The following is a 16,060-nucleotide window of genomic DNA, read 5'->3' as shown; positions in this document are numbered from 1 at the left end:
CCAATATCCCATTATTGGGGGGTAATTACTTTTAACTCTATTAAGGTGAAAGACTATGTCTACCGCAGGTATTGACGCATACATTAACTTTACCAATATTAAGGGCGAATCAGCCGATCAGGCATATAAAGACTGGACGTCAGTGAGAACATTTGCACTTGAGCTGTCCAATCGCGTTAATTATGAAAACCAGTCTTCTGGTTTGGGGGCTGGTATCGTAGAAGTCTCCAGCCTGTCAGCAGAACTTTTATTCGACAAATCAGCCATCTCTTTGCGTCAATTTATTGTCAAGGGAACGCATATTGACAAAGTTACGCTCAATGTCCGTCGACAAGGAGGTAAGCAAGAAGTCTGGTACACATTAGTGTTGGAACACGCCCTGATAGCAAAATCCCTGCTGACATACAGTGGCGGTCTTTTCTATTCCTCTATCTCTGTCGCCTTCCAGAAACACAAAGAAAGTTACTTTTCTCAAGAAAGTTCAGGTTCTAAAGGCGGTGAAGTCAGTTACGAATGGGATTCTTACACTAACCAAGGCGGTTAATATTTTTTCATTTACCCAAATAACCTCTCTATCTTCCGAGAGGTTATTTCATCAACAATAGGTATCCATCATGATGCGATTCTCGATTGTTAAAAACACCAGCACAAACCAACCTCCACAATTGAGTTACGACTTTTCCTCTCCTGGTGGAACGATAGGCCGCAGTACGGATAATAACTGGGTTCTGCCTGATGAAGAGTTGGCCATTGCCCGCTTGCAGGCCATTGTATCCATTTCCGCAGCAGGAGAATGCTGGATTAACAATCAAGGTTCTGCTTCTGAGGTTTTACTGAATATGATCCCCCTCGCCCCCGGACATCAGGTTGAAGTTCTGGATGGCGATACACTGGGCATCGGCAGTTATCAAATTCAGGTTATTAATATCAGTAAAAAAACCGCTCAACAGGAAAATACCCACCAATCAGACATTCCCAGTGGGGTTTGGGATGATCTTGAACAAATGTTCACGAATACCAGCAATACGAATACTAATAATACGAGTACCCATATTACTTCTGCTCAAAACCAGCATCAGCCTCCCCCTGTATTGAACGACAACCATCCTCTGGTAAATGGGCAACAAGATAAGGAACGAAATCCGATTGACCCGCTGGCCCACATTAATCCAGCGACCGATCTTGATACATTGCAAGCACGGTCAACTGATCCCCTGACCATGTTCAATTCAGATCAGACTTTCCAGCAAGAAAATATACTGCATGACCATACACCCACAACCTTATTGCAATCTGATAACAAGCAATCTAATAACAAGCAATCTGATAAAAAATATGAAAACCAGGACGATGATAAAAAGGAAAATGATCCCTTAATTCTGTTCTCTGAGAAAAATACGCGGCATGCCGGAGACAATGACCCCTTCGAACAAATGCTAAATAACGCAATGCCACTGAACTCACTGAATCACAACACGCTCCATGAATCTCTATTTACGCCTGAACTTATGAACCCTGACGTTCTGACATCTGAACTTTCTTCTTGCTTAACTGACTCAACCGACTCAACCGACTCAACCGACTCAACCGAGGAAGCAAACAACACACTGACAGAGAAACCCAAAATCAATCACTATGATCCTCCCCACAGCCATGCATCTCACGGTCATTCATCTCGCGATAATCAAACCAATAACATTTATTCGGAAGAAAAATTATTGGCTGCCTTGCTGGATGGTATGAGATTAAAGGATATTCATCGACTGAAATTTGATGAACAGCTTATGCATCAATTGGGACGATTTACCAGTCAGATATTTGAAGGGATCATCGTGCTCAATGAGTTACGTATTCAATTCAAACAAAAAGTTGATGTAGATACGCACCAGAGACAGGAAAGTTTGTACAATCCCTTCAAGCTACTGACTTCGGGTCAATCACTCCTGGCCCTGATGTTCGGTGATCCTATCCCTGATTTTATGCCTCTTGAAGTCGCTACCCACGATATTTTGACCGAACTGAAGGCACACCAATTGGGTATGATTGCCGGAATACATGCCATTGTAGAAAATATATTACACTCATTTCATCCCGTTCTTCTTGAACAAGAAGCGCAAGATGACGGCTATCTGCCACGCCTGTCACGTTCATCCGCCTATAAAGCCGCAATATGGGATTACTTCACCCAACATTACCAAATAACAATCAGTCAGTTTGAACAAAATTCTGAGCTATTTAACCAAAATTTCCTGCAAGCCTATGAAACAGAAGTTAGCCGGTATAAAAACATTCAAAATAAAGCGTCAAAATAATATTTTTCTCTGACTCTCTTTTTATCGCTTCCCACCATTACAACAATGAATAGGCAATCCATGAACGATAATATCACCTTGCGGCAGGGCGGTTATCGCAGCCGAAGTCACGCGACCCGCATTACTGCCAAAGATAGGATGCAACCTTCTTTGCTAGATAAACTGACCGATAATGAACCAGACAAAAAACAGGAGACAACCAACCACTATCTTTTGTCACACAGTGCGTTGAGGAGAAGTGTCCAAAGGGATTTACAGTGGCTGCTAAATAGCATTAATGGTGAATCAGAGCAGGATCTCTCTCCGTTTCCTGACGTTTGCCAGTCTGTTTATAATTTTGGTTTAATTCCCTTGTCAGGCAAATCTGTTTCTGAAATAGAGTGGGAAGATATTCAGCATAGGATACTCACTGCCATTCATTTGTTCGAACCACGCATTATTCCTGACGGGCTTGAAGTTAACCGTATTGCGAATACCCATTCACTGATTTTATACAACACACTGCCCATAGAAATAAAAGGGTTTTTATGGTGTGTTCCCTGGCCGCTCGAATTCCTGTTTTACAGTGACATCGATCTTGAAAATGGTTATTTCACCATCAAAGAAGCCAGTTAATCCCGAGGTAAAAACATTGAGGGGGAAAAATGGACAGTAAATTGCTTGAATACTATAACCGCGAATTGGTGTATTTACGCGAAATGGGCAAAGAATTTGCTAAATGCTACCCTAAAGTTGCCAGTCGTCTGGGCATGCATGGTATTGATGTTGCTGATCCCTATGTTGAACGACTGATGGAAGGTTTTGCTTTTCTGACATCCCGTATTCAATTGAAAATGGATGCTGAATTTCCGCGCTTTTCCGGGCACTTGCTGGAAATGTTATATCCGAATTACCTGTCCCCGACACCTTCAATGGCAATCGTCGAACTTCAGCCTGATACCAGCAAGGGAGATATCAGCCACGGATTTTTAGTGCCACGCGGTACATTTATGCATTGCCAAACGTTAAAAAAGGATGGCATTACGTTCCAATATGCCACAACGCAAGATGTTGTCTTGCAGCCTTTGCACCTGAAAAATGTTGAACTTGGCAAGATCCCGGCTAATTTGCCACTGGTAGCCTTAAATCTTAGCCAATATGGTGCGGTCAGTGCATTGCGCATCCATTTCAGCTGCAAAGAAAAATTTTTCCTTAATGAACTGGATATCGACAAACTCATATTTTTTCTCTCAGGGCCTGACATTCAATCTCAGCAATTGCTGGAACTCATCATGGAACATTCTGTTGGCATAGTGTGCCAAACGGTTGGTGATGATCGTCAATATCAGGTCTTGCCTGATATTACCCCGCACCACGAAGGATTTGATGATAACCAGTCATTGCTCCCCAACGATCCACGTAATTTCAGCGGGTATCGACAACTTCAGGAATACTTCGCATTTCCGGCGCGTTTTCAATTCTTCAGTATCAGCGGCATGGGATCGTTACTCAGCCAAACAACAGAACAGAGTGAATTTGAACTGATTTTGCTTTTGGATAAAGTCGATGCCAATCTGGAAAGGTTGGTGGATAATTCTTATCTGGCCTTAAACTGTACGCCTGTGATTAATTTATTCCCCAAAGTCACAGAGCGTATCACGCTGAAAGAAAGCAATAATGAATACCACTTAGTTGTTGATAATTCACGCCCTCTGGATTACGAAATTTTTTCGGTGCAACGCCTGCACGGCACCGATATTAAGCGCAAGGAAACGCAAGTATTCAGGCCCTTTTGGTCTACCTTCAGCCATGATAAAGGCAATTACGGTGCTTATTTCTCTTTACGCCGTGAACCCCGCATTTTGTCTGAACATGCGCGTCATTACGGCACACGATCCAGCTATATCGGTACAGAAGCGTTTATTTCTATTGTCGATGAACACCACTCTCCATGGCCTAACGACTTGAAATTTTTGACTGCCGACGCTATGTGCACCAATCGCGATTTATCTGCGATGCTGCGTCAACAGGATCTCGACAGTTTTGCCATGCTGGATTCTATTCCCATCAATAAAATTATTTTTCACAAAAGGCCGACCATACCACAACCCGCCTTGGCACAAGATGCCAATTCCTGGAAACTGATTAGCCAGCTTCAACTTAATTATATGAATTTCATGGATAAAAATGATGAGCATGGCACTCAGGCATTACGGCAATTACTGAGCCTCTATGCCAATCTGGCAGAGCCGGCCATTGTCCGCCAGATTAATGGGGTTCGCCACTGTTCACTGCAAACCGTCTATCGACGGATGCCTGAACCCGGCCCGATTATGTTTGCCCGTGGCGTGAGCATCCGGCTTGAAGTCAATGAACAAGAGTTTGCCGGCATCAGCCCCTGGCTGCTGGGAAGTGTGCTGGATAAGCTGTTTTCCCGTCTGGTCACAATGAATTCGTTTACAGAAATGACCCTGTACAGCCAACAACGTGGTGATATCGGCTTTTGGCCCGCACGCATGGGTAACAAGAAGCTGATATAGCAATCTAAAAATACAGAAATTCTAAAAATGCAGAAATAAAGATGAATAAAACGAACCCGACTGCCATTCACCGTACCTGCCGTTTGCCGGAAGATTTTTGGCAGAAACTCATGCAAACGCCGTGGCAATTCGATTTATTCCACACTTTACGCCGTATAGATGCGCAATCTGGCGCTTACTATATGCTCGGCTCTGCCCCACTGCCCAAATATGATCTCTTGCGGTTGGGGCAAAAGGCCTCCATGATTTTCGCACCGTCGACTATTTTTAAAGTCGAACAAAAAAAGAACTCAACACTGTACGACATGCTGATTTACAGTTTTGGTTTATTTGGTCCCAATGGCCCGATGCCCTTGCACATCACCGAATATGTCTATACGCGACAGTACAATTATCAAGATCCGACCCTGAGCGCCTTCATCAACTTATTCCACCATAGATTGATCTTATTGTTCTACCGGGCCTGGGCCAATGCCCAACCCACGGTTTCCCTTGACCGACAGGACAATCAACGTTTTTCCCATTACCTCGCCTGTCTGACAGGAATGGGATTGCCTGCCCAGAAAGCGCCGGACACCATTAGTGATCATGCCCGCTATTCGCTCTCCGGCCATTTATCCCGCCAAGGGCACAGCGCGGAAGGACTGGAAAAAATATTACTCAGTTATTTCAATATTCCATTGAAAATTAAACAAAACATTCCGCAGTGGTTAAAAATAGAAGCCCGGGATCAAGCCCGGTTAAAAGCCGGGCGCAATATGCCCCGCTTGGGACAATCTGCTTTCTTAGGTATCGCACTATACGATGTGCAATATAAATTTCGCATTGAAGTGGGTCCATTAAGAATGGCGGAATATGAATCCTTCTTACCCGGGGCACCTAAATCACAACAGTTGCGTGACTGGGTTCACCAATATCTGGGAATGGAATATGCCTGGGATGTTCAATTGATACTCCATCAAGCGGATGTCAAAGGCATTCATTTGTCAGAACCCACCAAGTTAGGTCTGAACAGCTGGCTTGGTTACATTGAACAGCCAACCCATCGCGGCGATTTACTCTATACCCAATACGGATGATCCTCTATGTCTGAAATCAATCGTTCTGTCCTCTTCAGTAAACTCAACCGTGTGATGTTCACTTCTTTGGAAAGTGCCACCACTTTTTGTAAATTACGCGGTAATCCCTATGTCGAATTAGTGCATTGGCTGCATCAACTCATGCAGCAGCAAAACAGTGACCTACAGCACATTATCCGCTATTTTGCACTGGATGAATCCATACTGGCCAAAGACATTGTTACCGCGCTGGATCGCCTGCCACGTGGCGCCAGTGCTATCTCTGATCTTTCAGAACATATTGATAACTCAGTCGAGCGCGGTTGGACATATTGCTCACTGAAATTTGGTGCAGAAAAGATCCGCAGTGCCCATTTGCTGGTTGGCATTTTGAAAACCTTTAATTTACGCAATACGTTGAAAGCGATTTCAACCCAGTTTGACCGCATTAATGCCGATACTCTGCCCGATAATATCCATGAGATTTGCCGCAACAGCGATGAATCTCAGGAAAACCTCTCGTCGCCGGAAAATGCACAGGAAACAACGCAGCAGGAGATGACACAATCAGCACTGCAACAATATGGACAAGAATTGACTGCCCGCGCCCGCAACGGTGAAATTGATCCCGTATCAGGACGCGATGAAGAAATTCGCCAGATTGTTGATATCCTGATGCGTCGCCGTCAAAACAATCCCCTGCTGACAGGTGAGGCGGGTGTCGGTAAAACCGCGGTCATTGAAGGGCTGGCATTAAAAATTGTTGCCGAAGAAGTTCCCCCGCCTTTGCGTAATGTGCAACTCTGGCTATTGGATATCGGCATGTTACAGGCAGGTGCGGGGGTCAAAGGGGAATTTGAAGCGCGTTTACGCAAAGTCATTGATGAAGTGCAATCCAGCCCCATTCCGATCATTCTGTTCATTGACGAAATTCATACCTTGATTGGTGCCGGCGGACAACAAGGAACAGGTGATGCTGCCAACTTATTAAAGCCTGCATTGGCTCGTGGCCTGTTGCGCACACTCGGTGCGACAACTTGGTCTGAATACAAAAAGTATATCGAAAAAGATCCCGCACTCACCCGCCGTTTTCAAGTTGTTCAGGTTCACGAACCCGATGAAATCAAGGCACTGTTAATGTTACGCGGCCTGACCAACGCCTTGGAGCAACATCACCACGTGCTCTTGCTGGATGAAGCGATTGAAGCGGCCGTACGCCTTTCACACCGCTATATCCCGGCCCGCCAGCTGCCTGACAAAGCAATCGCACTGCTTGATACCGCTTGTGCCAGGGTCGCTGTCAGTCAGCATGCCGAACCCCCACAATTGGAAAACTGCCGTCACCAGATAGAGGCTTTGAAAATTGAATTGGAGATCACCAGACGGGAATCCAAGTTGGGTATCAGTGATACACAGCGTTCAGAAACCATTCTGGGCGAACTGTCTGCATTGGAAGAACAGAAAATCAAGTTGCAACAGCGTTGGGAACAGGAACTTTCTTTGATCGATAAAATCATTTCCCTGAGGATTCAATTAAATGAAGAGCAACATGAGGATACCAAAACAAAACATGACGAACTGTCAGAACTGCAGCGGCAATTACACGTATTGCAAGGAGAAGAGCCGCTTATTTTTGCTGCCGTAGACAGCAACGTAGTTTCTTCTATTGTTTCAGATTGGACGGGCATTCCACTCAATCGCATGGTAAAAGACGAAATTGACGCCGTATTGCAATTGGCTGACACACTCAGCCAACGTGTTATCGGCCAGCATCATGGCCTGGAATTAATCGCAAAACGGGTACGAACGTCTCGCGCCAAACTGGATGATCCCAATAAACCTGTAGGTGTCTTTATGTTGTGCGGGCCATCCGGGGTAGGTAAAACTGAAACCGCCCTTGCCCTCGCGGAAACACTCTATGGCGGAGAGCAAAACTTGATCACCATCAATATGAGTGAATTTCAGGAAGCACACACTGTCTCTACGCTAAAAGGCGCTCCTCCCGGCTATGTGGGTTATGGTGAAGGCGGTGTATTAACTGAAGCTGTCCGTCGCCGCCCCTATGGCGTCGTTTTGTTGGACGAAATAGAAAAAGCCCACCCTGACGTTCATGAAATTTTTTTCCAGGTCTTCGATAAAGGTTGGATGGAGGACGGTGAAGGACGCCACATTGATTTCCGGAATACCATTATTATCCTGACATCCAATGTCGGTGCTGATTTGGTCAGCTCACTTTGCACTCAGGAAGATGATATACCAGAACCAGAAAAGCTCACTGCGGCACTACGCAGGCCCTTATTGAATACATTTCCTGCGGCTTTATTAGGGCGCCTGCTTGTCATCCCCTATTATCCGCTGAGTCATGAAGTGATGACAAAAATTGTCTATTTGCAATTAGAAAGGATTCAAAAACGTTTATTGGAAAATCATGATATTACAGCAACATTTGATGAGCGCATGGTAGAACATATTGTCAACCGGTGTACGGAAATTGAATCGGGGGGACGCATGGTTGATGCTATCCTGACAAATACCCTATTACCACAAATCAGCCAGCAGTTACTTTTCGCTTCTGCCCATGATCAACAATATCACCAATTGAAAGTCTCTCTCGAACAAGGTGAATTCCAATTCGAATTTACAGAATAGGCAAAAACAAACAAATCCCTGGCTGCACAGTTTCTGTATAGCCAGGGGAAACGCGCAATCAACAACGTTTCAAATTAATAATTTAAATCAATAAGTTAAATCAGAAAATGAATCATCAACCAAGATGAGTCTCAGTGAAATCATTGATCATGTCACTTTGCATCGTGTGCCAAATAGTTCCACTCTCTTTCCCGTAGTTACGCACACAATCCATAATCTTGTCATAAGATTTATCCTGGCAAAGTGAACTTAATTGTTGGTAAAAATTCAATGCTAACTTACGTGCCTCAGGGCTGGAGAAATAATAACGCCCCACCCGAGTATATAACCCCTTCAATCCATTAATAATCAGGCCATAAATGGGATTGCCTGATGCAAAAGCCAACCCCCGGAAAATATCATAATCCACAGAGCTGAAAGACTCTGATGTATCTTCCACGTTTTCTTTTTCCGCCAAAACTTCCAATGATTTCTCAGGGTTATTCTTAAATGCTGTCCGAATAAAAATAGCGGCGATATTAGTCCGTACTGCCAATAAATTATCAATTAACTGAGGAACGCGATCATGATCAAGACGCGCCAATGTTTCCAGAATATTAAGACCGGAAGTTTCCCAGAAGTTATTAACCTTTGTTGGCTTTCCGTGCTGAATAGTCAACCAACCATCACGGGCAAGGCGCTGCAATACTTCACGCAAAGTCGTACGGGTGACACCGATCAATTCAGATAATTCACGCTCTGCTGGCAGTATAGTACCGGGAGGAAAGCGATTATTCCAAATACTTTCAATGATATACTCTTCCGCGAAACTCGCAGGACTTTGAGCCTTAATTACCATAATTTTAATTATTCCAAAGCAGTTTTCCTGGCTAATAATAGCGGGTGATCATACCAGAATGTGCCTGCTCGACATAGTTACCTGATAAATAAACCACGAAAGAGTGAAAAGGTTCATAAAAAGACGTAATGATCAATGGATTCATTATGACCTGACCTCCTTAAGTTGTTATCGTGTGGGGCATATTATACCCAATGGATTTCAAGATGCGTTAACAGAGCTGAAACTTGAAAGGCAATGGGTATATATTGCCTAAAGTTTGATTACCCAGATTTGGCAGTTTAGTTTTGTTCTATGTATCTACAAGAGGAATATTAATAATAATGGAAATCAGTATACGACGCGCGGTGGTGAAAAACTTTCTCGGCAACTCGCCGGATTGGTATAAGTTGGCGATTACCGTCTTTCTTATCATTAATCCACTGGTCTATTTTTTTGTCAGCCCTTTTATTGCGGGTTGGATGCTCGTTGTCGAGTTCATCTTCACGCTGGCAATGGCCTTAAAATGCTATCCCCTGCAACCTGGCGGGTTACTCGCTATTGAGGCCGTTATCATCGGGATGACATCACCCAAACAAGTGGGCCATGAAATAAGCAATAACCTGGAAGTTATTTTGCTGTTGATTTTCATGGTGGCAGGCATTTACTTCATGAAACAGCTGTTGCTGTTTGTTTTCACCAAATTACTGTTAAACATTCGTTCCAAAAAAATGTTGGCACTGGCATTCTGTCTGGCAAGTGCTTTCTTATCCGCTTTCCTTGATGCCCTGACCGTCATTGCCGTCGTCATCAGTGTTTCCGTCGGGTTTTATGCCATATACCACCAATTTCTTTCCCAACATGGGGATTTTGAACTGGGCGACGATAAGTTCATTGACAGTGACGATAAAAGGCAGACATTGGAACAATTCCGTTCATTCCTGCGCAGCCTGATGATGCATGCAGGTATCGGCACGGCATTGGGTGGTGTGATGACCATGGTCGGAGAACCACAAAACCTGATCATTGCCAAACATGTGGGTTGGAATTTCGTCGACTTCTTTATCCGTATGTCACCCGTTACCCTTCCTGTCTTTATTTGCGGTCTGGCGGTATGTTTGTTGGTCGAGCACTTTAAACTGTTTGGCTATGGTGCTGAATTGCCTGAGCGTGTTCGCACGGTTTTACAGGACTATGCCAAGAAAGCCAGTGAAAAACGTACCCGTCAGGAAAAAGCCCAACTGGTTGTTCAGGCACTGATCGGCATTTGGTTGATTGTGGCGCTGGCTTTCCATTTGGCGGAAGTGGGGCTGATTGGTTTGTCTGTGATTATTCTGGCGACCGCTTTTTGTGGCATTACGGAAGAACACGCATTGGGCAAAGCATTTGAAGAAGCCCTGCCATTCACGGCATTATTAACCGTGTTTTTCTCCGTCGTTGCTGTGATTGTCGATCAACAATTGTTTACCCCGTTCATTCAATATGTTTTGCAATCATCACCATCTTCACAGCTCTCTTTATTCTATTTATTTAACGGCTTACTCTCCGCCGTTTCTGATAACGTCTTCGTTGGTACGGTTTACATCAATGAAGCCCTGATTGCGCTGAAAAACGGCCTGATTTCGCAACAACAATACGAATATTTGGCGGTTGCCATCAATACAGGAACCAATCTCCCTTCTGTGGCAACACCAAACGGACAGGCAGCCTTCCTGTTCCTGCTAACCTCGGCATTGTCTCCGCTGATCCGCCTCTCATATGGCCGCATGGTCATGATGGCATTGCCTTATACTATTGTCATGACTTTAGTGGGTCTATTGTGCGTTGAATTCTGGCTTGTTCCGGCGACAGAATACCTCACCGAGCTGGGAATAATTACTCCGCTGTAATTATTACCTGGATTCATTCATTGTATCCTGCCGGATAGTGTATAAAAAAACACTATCCGGTTTTTTATTATTGTCTTTACTGAAAAAATAGCTTTGTTGATTTTAATTTTATTTGTTTATTGCGGATGAAACGGCACAATAAACCAATTAAATGTATTGAATATGGGAATAACGAAAAATGTTTCAATTTCTTAAACAAAGCTCCCAAGGGCGAAGCGCTTGGTTATTAATGGCGCTGACAGCACTTATACTGGAGTCCATTGCACTCTATTTTCAACATATCATGCAGTTGCAACCTTGTGTCATGTGTATTTATGAACGTGTGGCCCTGTTTGGCATTCTCATCGCTGCATTGCTTGGGGCCATTGCACCTAAAACCCCGTTACGCTGGCTGGCTGTCCTGCTATGGGTTTACAGCGCCTGGCAAGGGTTACGTCTGGCGTGGGATCACACCATGATGCAGTTATACCCTTCCCCATTTAATACCTGTGAATTTTTTGTCAGTTTCCCGTCATGGTTACCGTTGAACAATTGGTTGCCAACTGTATTTGAAGCGTATGGTGACTGTTCAATGAAGCAATGGGAGTTTTTAACGCTGGATATGCCGCAATGGTTGATCGGTATTTTTGCTGCTTATTTACTGATTGCCGTATTGGTGTTGGTTAGCCAGATTGTTCGCGGAAAAAAATAGATATCCAGAGAAAACCCTATGGATTTCAAGATGCAGGCAATAAGGCTGCAACTTGTTATTCATAGGGAATATCCCCCTGCATGGCCGGTGAACTCATTTTCACCCCGAAACTAAGAGGCAAGGAGTGTGGCCCGCAATAATATCCGCAATTGTTTTTCGAGAATGTTCAATCTCCGCTTGCTGTTGTGCTGGCAAGGGAAACTCTGCCTTAAGTTGCTCTGGAATTATCACAAGATGCTCATCAGGAATAATGAAGTGTTCCATCTTACTTTCATTTTCTTGCATTATCATTATCCCATATCAATATAATTATATTGCTCAATTATTTCCCGATATAAATTCGACACTCTCTTTTTTTATCTAATTCGGGAAACATCGCCTATTTTAGCTATATCAGGCTCTTTTTATTACTTATGATAATTCACAATAACCTGAAAGACTTCTAATCAACCAACCTATAAATTAACAATAACAGCACTTACCACACCTAAAGTCATTAAGACAAAATGTACAAGCATTAAATCACTTTGTTTAACGTAATAAGCAAACCAAAGCCCAACGTAACTTAACGCAAAACTCATACCAATAAACATAGCAATGCCATAATTTGCCCACAGCAAGAACTGGCTTTGGGCGCGATTTTCTATCATCCCTCCTTCGAAAAAATAATAGACGGCAATAAAGAGCAATAACGATGAAACCAGATTAAATGCAATAAATACTACAGTGCTAACCCAATGACACCATTCATTGGAAATGCGGCGATTCAATAGTTTTGTTGGGGTAACAGGTTCTTCCTCCAACAATTCCATATTCATAATCCTACCGATAGCTCTTTTAGAGCCAATAAAATCTCTTATTAATCCCCACGATTCCAGCAAACACCAAATAGCTAACCCCAACACCACAACTAATTTAATTAAAGTAATACCACTTAGCGTTATCATCTTAGTACCTCTTCTTACTGTCTGTTACATTAATAGACAACCTTTGAATATTAATAATATTAGATACAAAATTTCATAGGATATGTAAAAACACCATCATTACATGATATCAATCACAAAAAATCAACCTGACAGTTTTAACAATCATTTTATAATTCTCTGCACTCAAATTATAAAATAACAATTATAGTCGCAAATCACCTTGTATAATCTTTTTTATCTTAAGATATAAAGGTTGCTAACAAGGTGATCATGAATTGATTCGGCCTACCAAACATTACATTTAACCTGAATAATATAAATTAATTCCTCAGCTGACGTCATTATTATGAAAGTTAATTTAGGTTTATCCCTTACCGTAGTGGAAAATAGCAGCTCCCCATTTTAACCCACTAGAAATCGTACTCATGATAATATCATCACCGGGCTGAATATCTCCTCTATCAATCAAAATTTTCAACGAAATGAGCAAATCGGTGCATCCAACATGCCCCAACTCAGAAATTAAATTCAGATTACTTCTTTCTGGTAAAATATCCATTTTTCTACAAAGCTCCTTAATACTTTGTACACCTTCCAATGTTTGTAATAAGAATGGTGAATTTAGGGGACGATCAATTTGAGCCATAACCCTTTTAATAATCTTGATAGTGTTATCTTGGCGTAATGCTAGAAATTCTTTTAGATCATCAGGCGTGAACTGATAAATATCCATGATTCGTTCACGGCCTAATTTATCATAACGAACATCATAGCCTTCTGGTAGCACAGGTTGACAACCACCACCATACTCAACGCGCATCATGTCAACATAACGGCAATCGGACATATCATCACCGGAAAGGTAATGTAATGTCGGCGTAGATGTTTGCCAGTCATCAGAAGCAACAACAGCAACAGCTGCCCCATCGCTTAAGATCGCATTCATCGTGCCAAATCTATCTTGGTGCACCTCACTGACACGTTGAGCAACAACAACTAAGCCCACTTTCCCCAAAGGCAGCTTTCTAGCCAGCGATTCAGCGTGAAACCAAGTACTAATGCCACTCCCACATCCTTCAACCAAATTCACAGTGCGAATATCAGAACATTGCAGTTCTGCTCCAACCTGACAGGAGAAATCAATGCCAATGTAATCTGGCATACCTGATTGCCCCGCGACAATAAAATGAATATCTTTAGCCTGAATCCCTGAACTAGAAAGTGCTTTTTGTACAGCCACTGACGCCATTTCCCGAGTACTGTTCGGTTCAATCCAAAATTGGTTATAGCCCGCATATTGAATGGTTTCTATCTGCATTTTATTAGGGTGCTCAACCTCTTTTATACATACAGGCCGGGTTAGCTGATAATCTATACTTAAAATTTTCATTTTTGCTCCCCGTTTCCTTCATCCATTCGCTTTAATTCAATATGAGCGATGCGGGCACCCAGTAATTGGGCCGAACTCACCAAAATACCGTCTCGTATTTTCAAGGTTTCAACAATTTGCATGGCCATAATTGAATTACCGCCCAATTCAGTGAAATTATCATCTTCTCTTACATCTGGTTCATTGAGCATAATTTGTACTTCATGTAACAAGATACTGAGCATCTGTTCGTTATTTTTCATATATCCTCCTTTTCAATTCAGCTCTGTCCGTTTTTCCTGTTGTATTCATCGGCCACTCATTCTGAGGAACAATTAAATAACGGGCAGGTCGTAACCATGTTGCAAGTTGTGTACATTCCATTCTCAAATCTCGAGTTGACAAAGTCACACCAGCCATCACATTTACGCAGGCATATAATAAAGACAGATTTTCTGAAGTTTCATCGACCCAGACCACCGCTTCACCAACACCAGGAATAGATTTCAAGAACTCCTCAATTTCCATGGGGTCAACACGGAATCCGTTGATCTTATAGAACCCCATTTTTCGGCCAATAAAGTGATACTCACCTTGGTCGTCACACCGACAAATATCCCCCGTCAGATAGCCCTTTCGTTCAAGCAAGCGTCCTTCATATCCTTCAAAAACCTGGTTCCCTTCCAATAATAAATCCCCACTACCATCACTCTCCCGGTTTTCCAAAGAAAAATACATATTGGGAAATGGCTTACCAATAGGAATAGAACCCGCTTGAAGATCATTTTCGGTCACAATATGTGAAGAGCAAAATACGGTTGTTTCTGATGGACCATAAACATTGACTAATTTCATTTTTTGGGATTGGAAAGCGGAGAAAAAGGGTTTCAGCATTTCGACAGACAACTTTTCACCGCCAAGAAGCATTTCGTTTAATGATAGACGGGGAAAATATGATAAATAATTCTTACTGAAAATGTAACGAAACTCAGAGGGTGTCATCATAATTTGGTTTATTTTTTCTCGCTCTAACACCTGCCAAATCAGGCCAGGATCACGTTTATCCTCTTCTTCCAATACCACCAAAGAACCACGATGAACCAAGCAGCCTAAGGTTTCCCATATAGATAAATCAAATGAAAGATCATGCATCCACAACCAGCGCCTTCCTTGTGGGATAGCAAATACACTACGGACATTGCTTAAAAATGCCTGAAGTTGCCGAGCATGAATAGGAACAATTTTAGGTTCTCCTGTTGTTCCAGAAGTACGTACACAATAGATCTCTTTTCCGGATAATTGATGAGGCGCTCTCGAAAGAGGAGCATCAGGTAATATCAATACATTACCCATATCAAGAGATTGTGCCTTCAATTCAACAAACTCATCAGAAAGAGAAAAAATCGCCGCACAGCCCGTCTGCACAGCAAATTTCATTTTTTGCTCTTTTTTTATTGATCTAGGTACAAAAATAAATGAGATGCTAGATAATAGGCAGGCCATCGTAGCGATAAATAACTCACAACTTCTCGGTGCATCCAGTGCAATTCTGTCTCCTTCATTGATTCCCATGTTGTTGAATTGCTTGGCTAACGTATCGGCAGCAGAAATTAACTGATGATAGCTATAGACTCTTTCTGCATTAATCAATGCTTTTGCATCAGGTTGCTCTTCAAGGGCACTTGTGAGTACATCATCAAGGACTTTTATTCCCGTGTTTATTTTCCATGGGCTAATATGATTTTTCATAGCTTATCCTTCATCAACAGCACCATTTTCCACCGCATTGCTACACATCACTGATGCAGCAACGAATGAAAAAACGAA

The 16,060-nt window shown here is 42.8% G+C and carries 13 protein-coding genes and 1 pseudogene; 8 read left to right on the top strand and 6 right to left on the bottom strand.

Annotated elements, in window-relative coordinates; all coding sequences use genetic code 11:
- The first annotated feature begins 55 nt into the window (after positions 1–55).
- From Xsze_RS15660 to tssH, 6 genes are all read left to right on the top strand, one after another.
- The gene (locus Xsze_RS15660) at positions 56–544 is read left to right on the top strand and encodes an Hcp family type VI secretion system effector (protein ID WP_038233749.1); all 489 of its coding nucleotides are present in this window, start codon (positions 56–58) and stop codon (positions 542–544) included.
- 70 nt (positions 545–614) lie between these two features.
- On the top strand, positions 615–2,312 hold the full coding sequence (locus Xsze_RS15655; protein WP_038233751.1) for a type VI secretion system-associated FHA domain protein: 1,698 nt from the start codon (positions 615–617) through the stop codon (positions 2,310–2,312).
- 45 nt (positions 2,313–2,357) lie between these two features.
- On the top strand, positions 2,358–2,927 hold the full coding sequence (gene tssE, locus Xsze_RS15650) for a type VI secretion system baseplate subunit TssE (RefSeq protein ID WP_209435256.1): 570 nt from the start codon (positions 2,358–2,360) through the stop codon (positions 2,925–2,927).
- Between the two features lie 29 nt (positions 2,928–2,956).
- Positions 2,957–4,831 (top strand): type VI secretion system baseplate subunit TssF, encoded by a 1,875-nt coding sequence (gene tssF, locus Xsze_RS15645; protein WP_038233755.1) that lies wholly within the window; start codon positions 2,957–2,959, stop codon positions 4,829–4,831.
- Positions 4,832–4,872: 41 nt separating this feature from the next.
- Positions 4,873–5,910 carry a type VI secretion system baseplate subunit TssG gene (tssG, locus tag Xsze_RS15640; protein ID WP_038233757.1) on the top strand — a complete coding sequence of 346 codons (1,038 nt, stop codon included), beginning with the start codon at positions 4,873–4,875 and terminating at the stop codon, positions 5,908–5,910.
- 6 nt (positions 5,911–5,916) lie between these two features.
- Entirely contained in the window at positions 5,917–8,538 is a 2,622-nt protein-coding gene (gene tssH, locus Xsze_RS15635; RefSeq protein ID WP_099139145.1) for a type VI secretion system ATPase TssH, read from the top strand.
- A 115-nt stretch (positions 8,539–8,653) separates the two neighbouring features.
- Here the strand turns inward: tssH and fadR are convergent, their stop codons facing one another.
- Positions 8,654–9,376: a fatty acid metabolism transcriptional regulator FadR gene (gene fadR / locus Xsze_RS15630; RefSeq protein ID WP_038233759.1), complete on the bottom strand. Its 723-nt coding sequence runs from the start codon at positions 9,374–9,376 to the stop codon at positions 8,654–8,656.
- 323 nt (positions 9,377–9,699) lie between these two features.
- Between fadR and nhaB the strand changes: the two genes are divergently transcribed.
- Both nhaB and dsbB read left to right on the top strand, forming a co-directional pair.
- On the top strand, positions 9,700–11,244 hold the full coding sequence (nhaB, locus tag Xsze_RS15625) for a sodium/proton antiporter NhaB (protein ID WP_038233761.1): 1,545 nt from the start codon (positions 9,700–9,702) through the stop codon (positions 11,242–11,244).
- 178 nt (positions 11,245–11,422) lie between these two features.
- Positions 11,423–11,935, top strand: coding sequence for a disulfide bond formation protein DsbB (gene dsbB, locus Xsze_RS15620; RefSeq protein WP_038233763.1), 513 nt, complete (start codon positions 11,423–11,425; stop codon positions 11,933–11,935).
- 108 nt (positions 11,936–12,043) lie between these two features.
- Here dsbB and Xsze_RS15615 read toward each other — a convergent pair.
- The 5 genes and pseudogenes from Xsze_RS15615 to Xsze_RS15595 form a co-directional block, all read right to left on the bottom strand.
- Positions 12,044–12,199 (bottom strand): annotated as a pseudogene (locus Xsze_RS15615) (3-deoxy-7-phosphoheptulonate synthase); the annotation flags it as partial.
- Between the two features lie 191 nt (positions 12,200–12,390).
- Positions 12,391–12,882, bottom strand: coding sequence for a DUF2165 family protein (locus Xsze_RS15610; protein WP_071991725.1), 492 nt, complete (start codon positions 12,880–12,882; stop codon positions 12,391–12,393).
- A 346-nt stretch (positions 12,883–13,228) separates the two neighbouring features.
- Entirely contained in the window at positions 13,229–14,254 is a 1,026-nt protein-coding gene (locus Xsze_RS15605; protein ID WP_038233770.1) for a 3-oxoacyl-[acyl-carrier-protein] synthase III C-terminal domain-containing protein, read from the bottom strand.
- Positions 14,251–14,496 (bottom strand): phosphopantetheine-binding protein, encoded by a 246-nt coding sequence (locus Xsze_RS15600; protein WP_038233772.1) that lies wholly within the window; start codon positions 14,494–14,496, stop codon positions 14,251–14,253. Before Xsze_RS15600 ends, Xsze_RS15605 begins: the two co-directional genes overlap by 4 nt.
- Positions 14,486–15,982, bottom strand: a complete 1,497-nt coding sequence (locus Xsze_RS15595; protein WP_051462245.1) for an AMP-binding protein — start codon at positions 15,980–15,982, stop codon at positions 14,486–14,488. Before Xsze_RS15595 ends, Xsze_RS15600 begins: the two co-directional genes overlap by 11 nt.
- Between the last annotated feature and the right edge of the window lie 78 nt (positions 15,983–16,060).

Origin of the sequence: Xenorhabdus szentirmaii DSM 16338 (genome assembly GCF_002632585.1) — a bacterium.
GTDB classification, from domain to species: domain Bacteria; phylum Pseudomonadota; class Gammaproteobacteria; order Enterobacterales; family Enterobacteriaceae; genus Xenorhabdus; species Xenorhabdus szentirmaii.
Note: the sequence above shows the minus strand (reverse complement) of the source record. Positions and strands in the feature narration are given on the sequence as shown.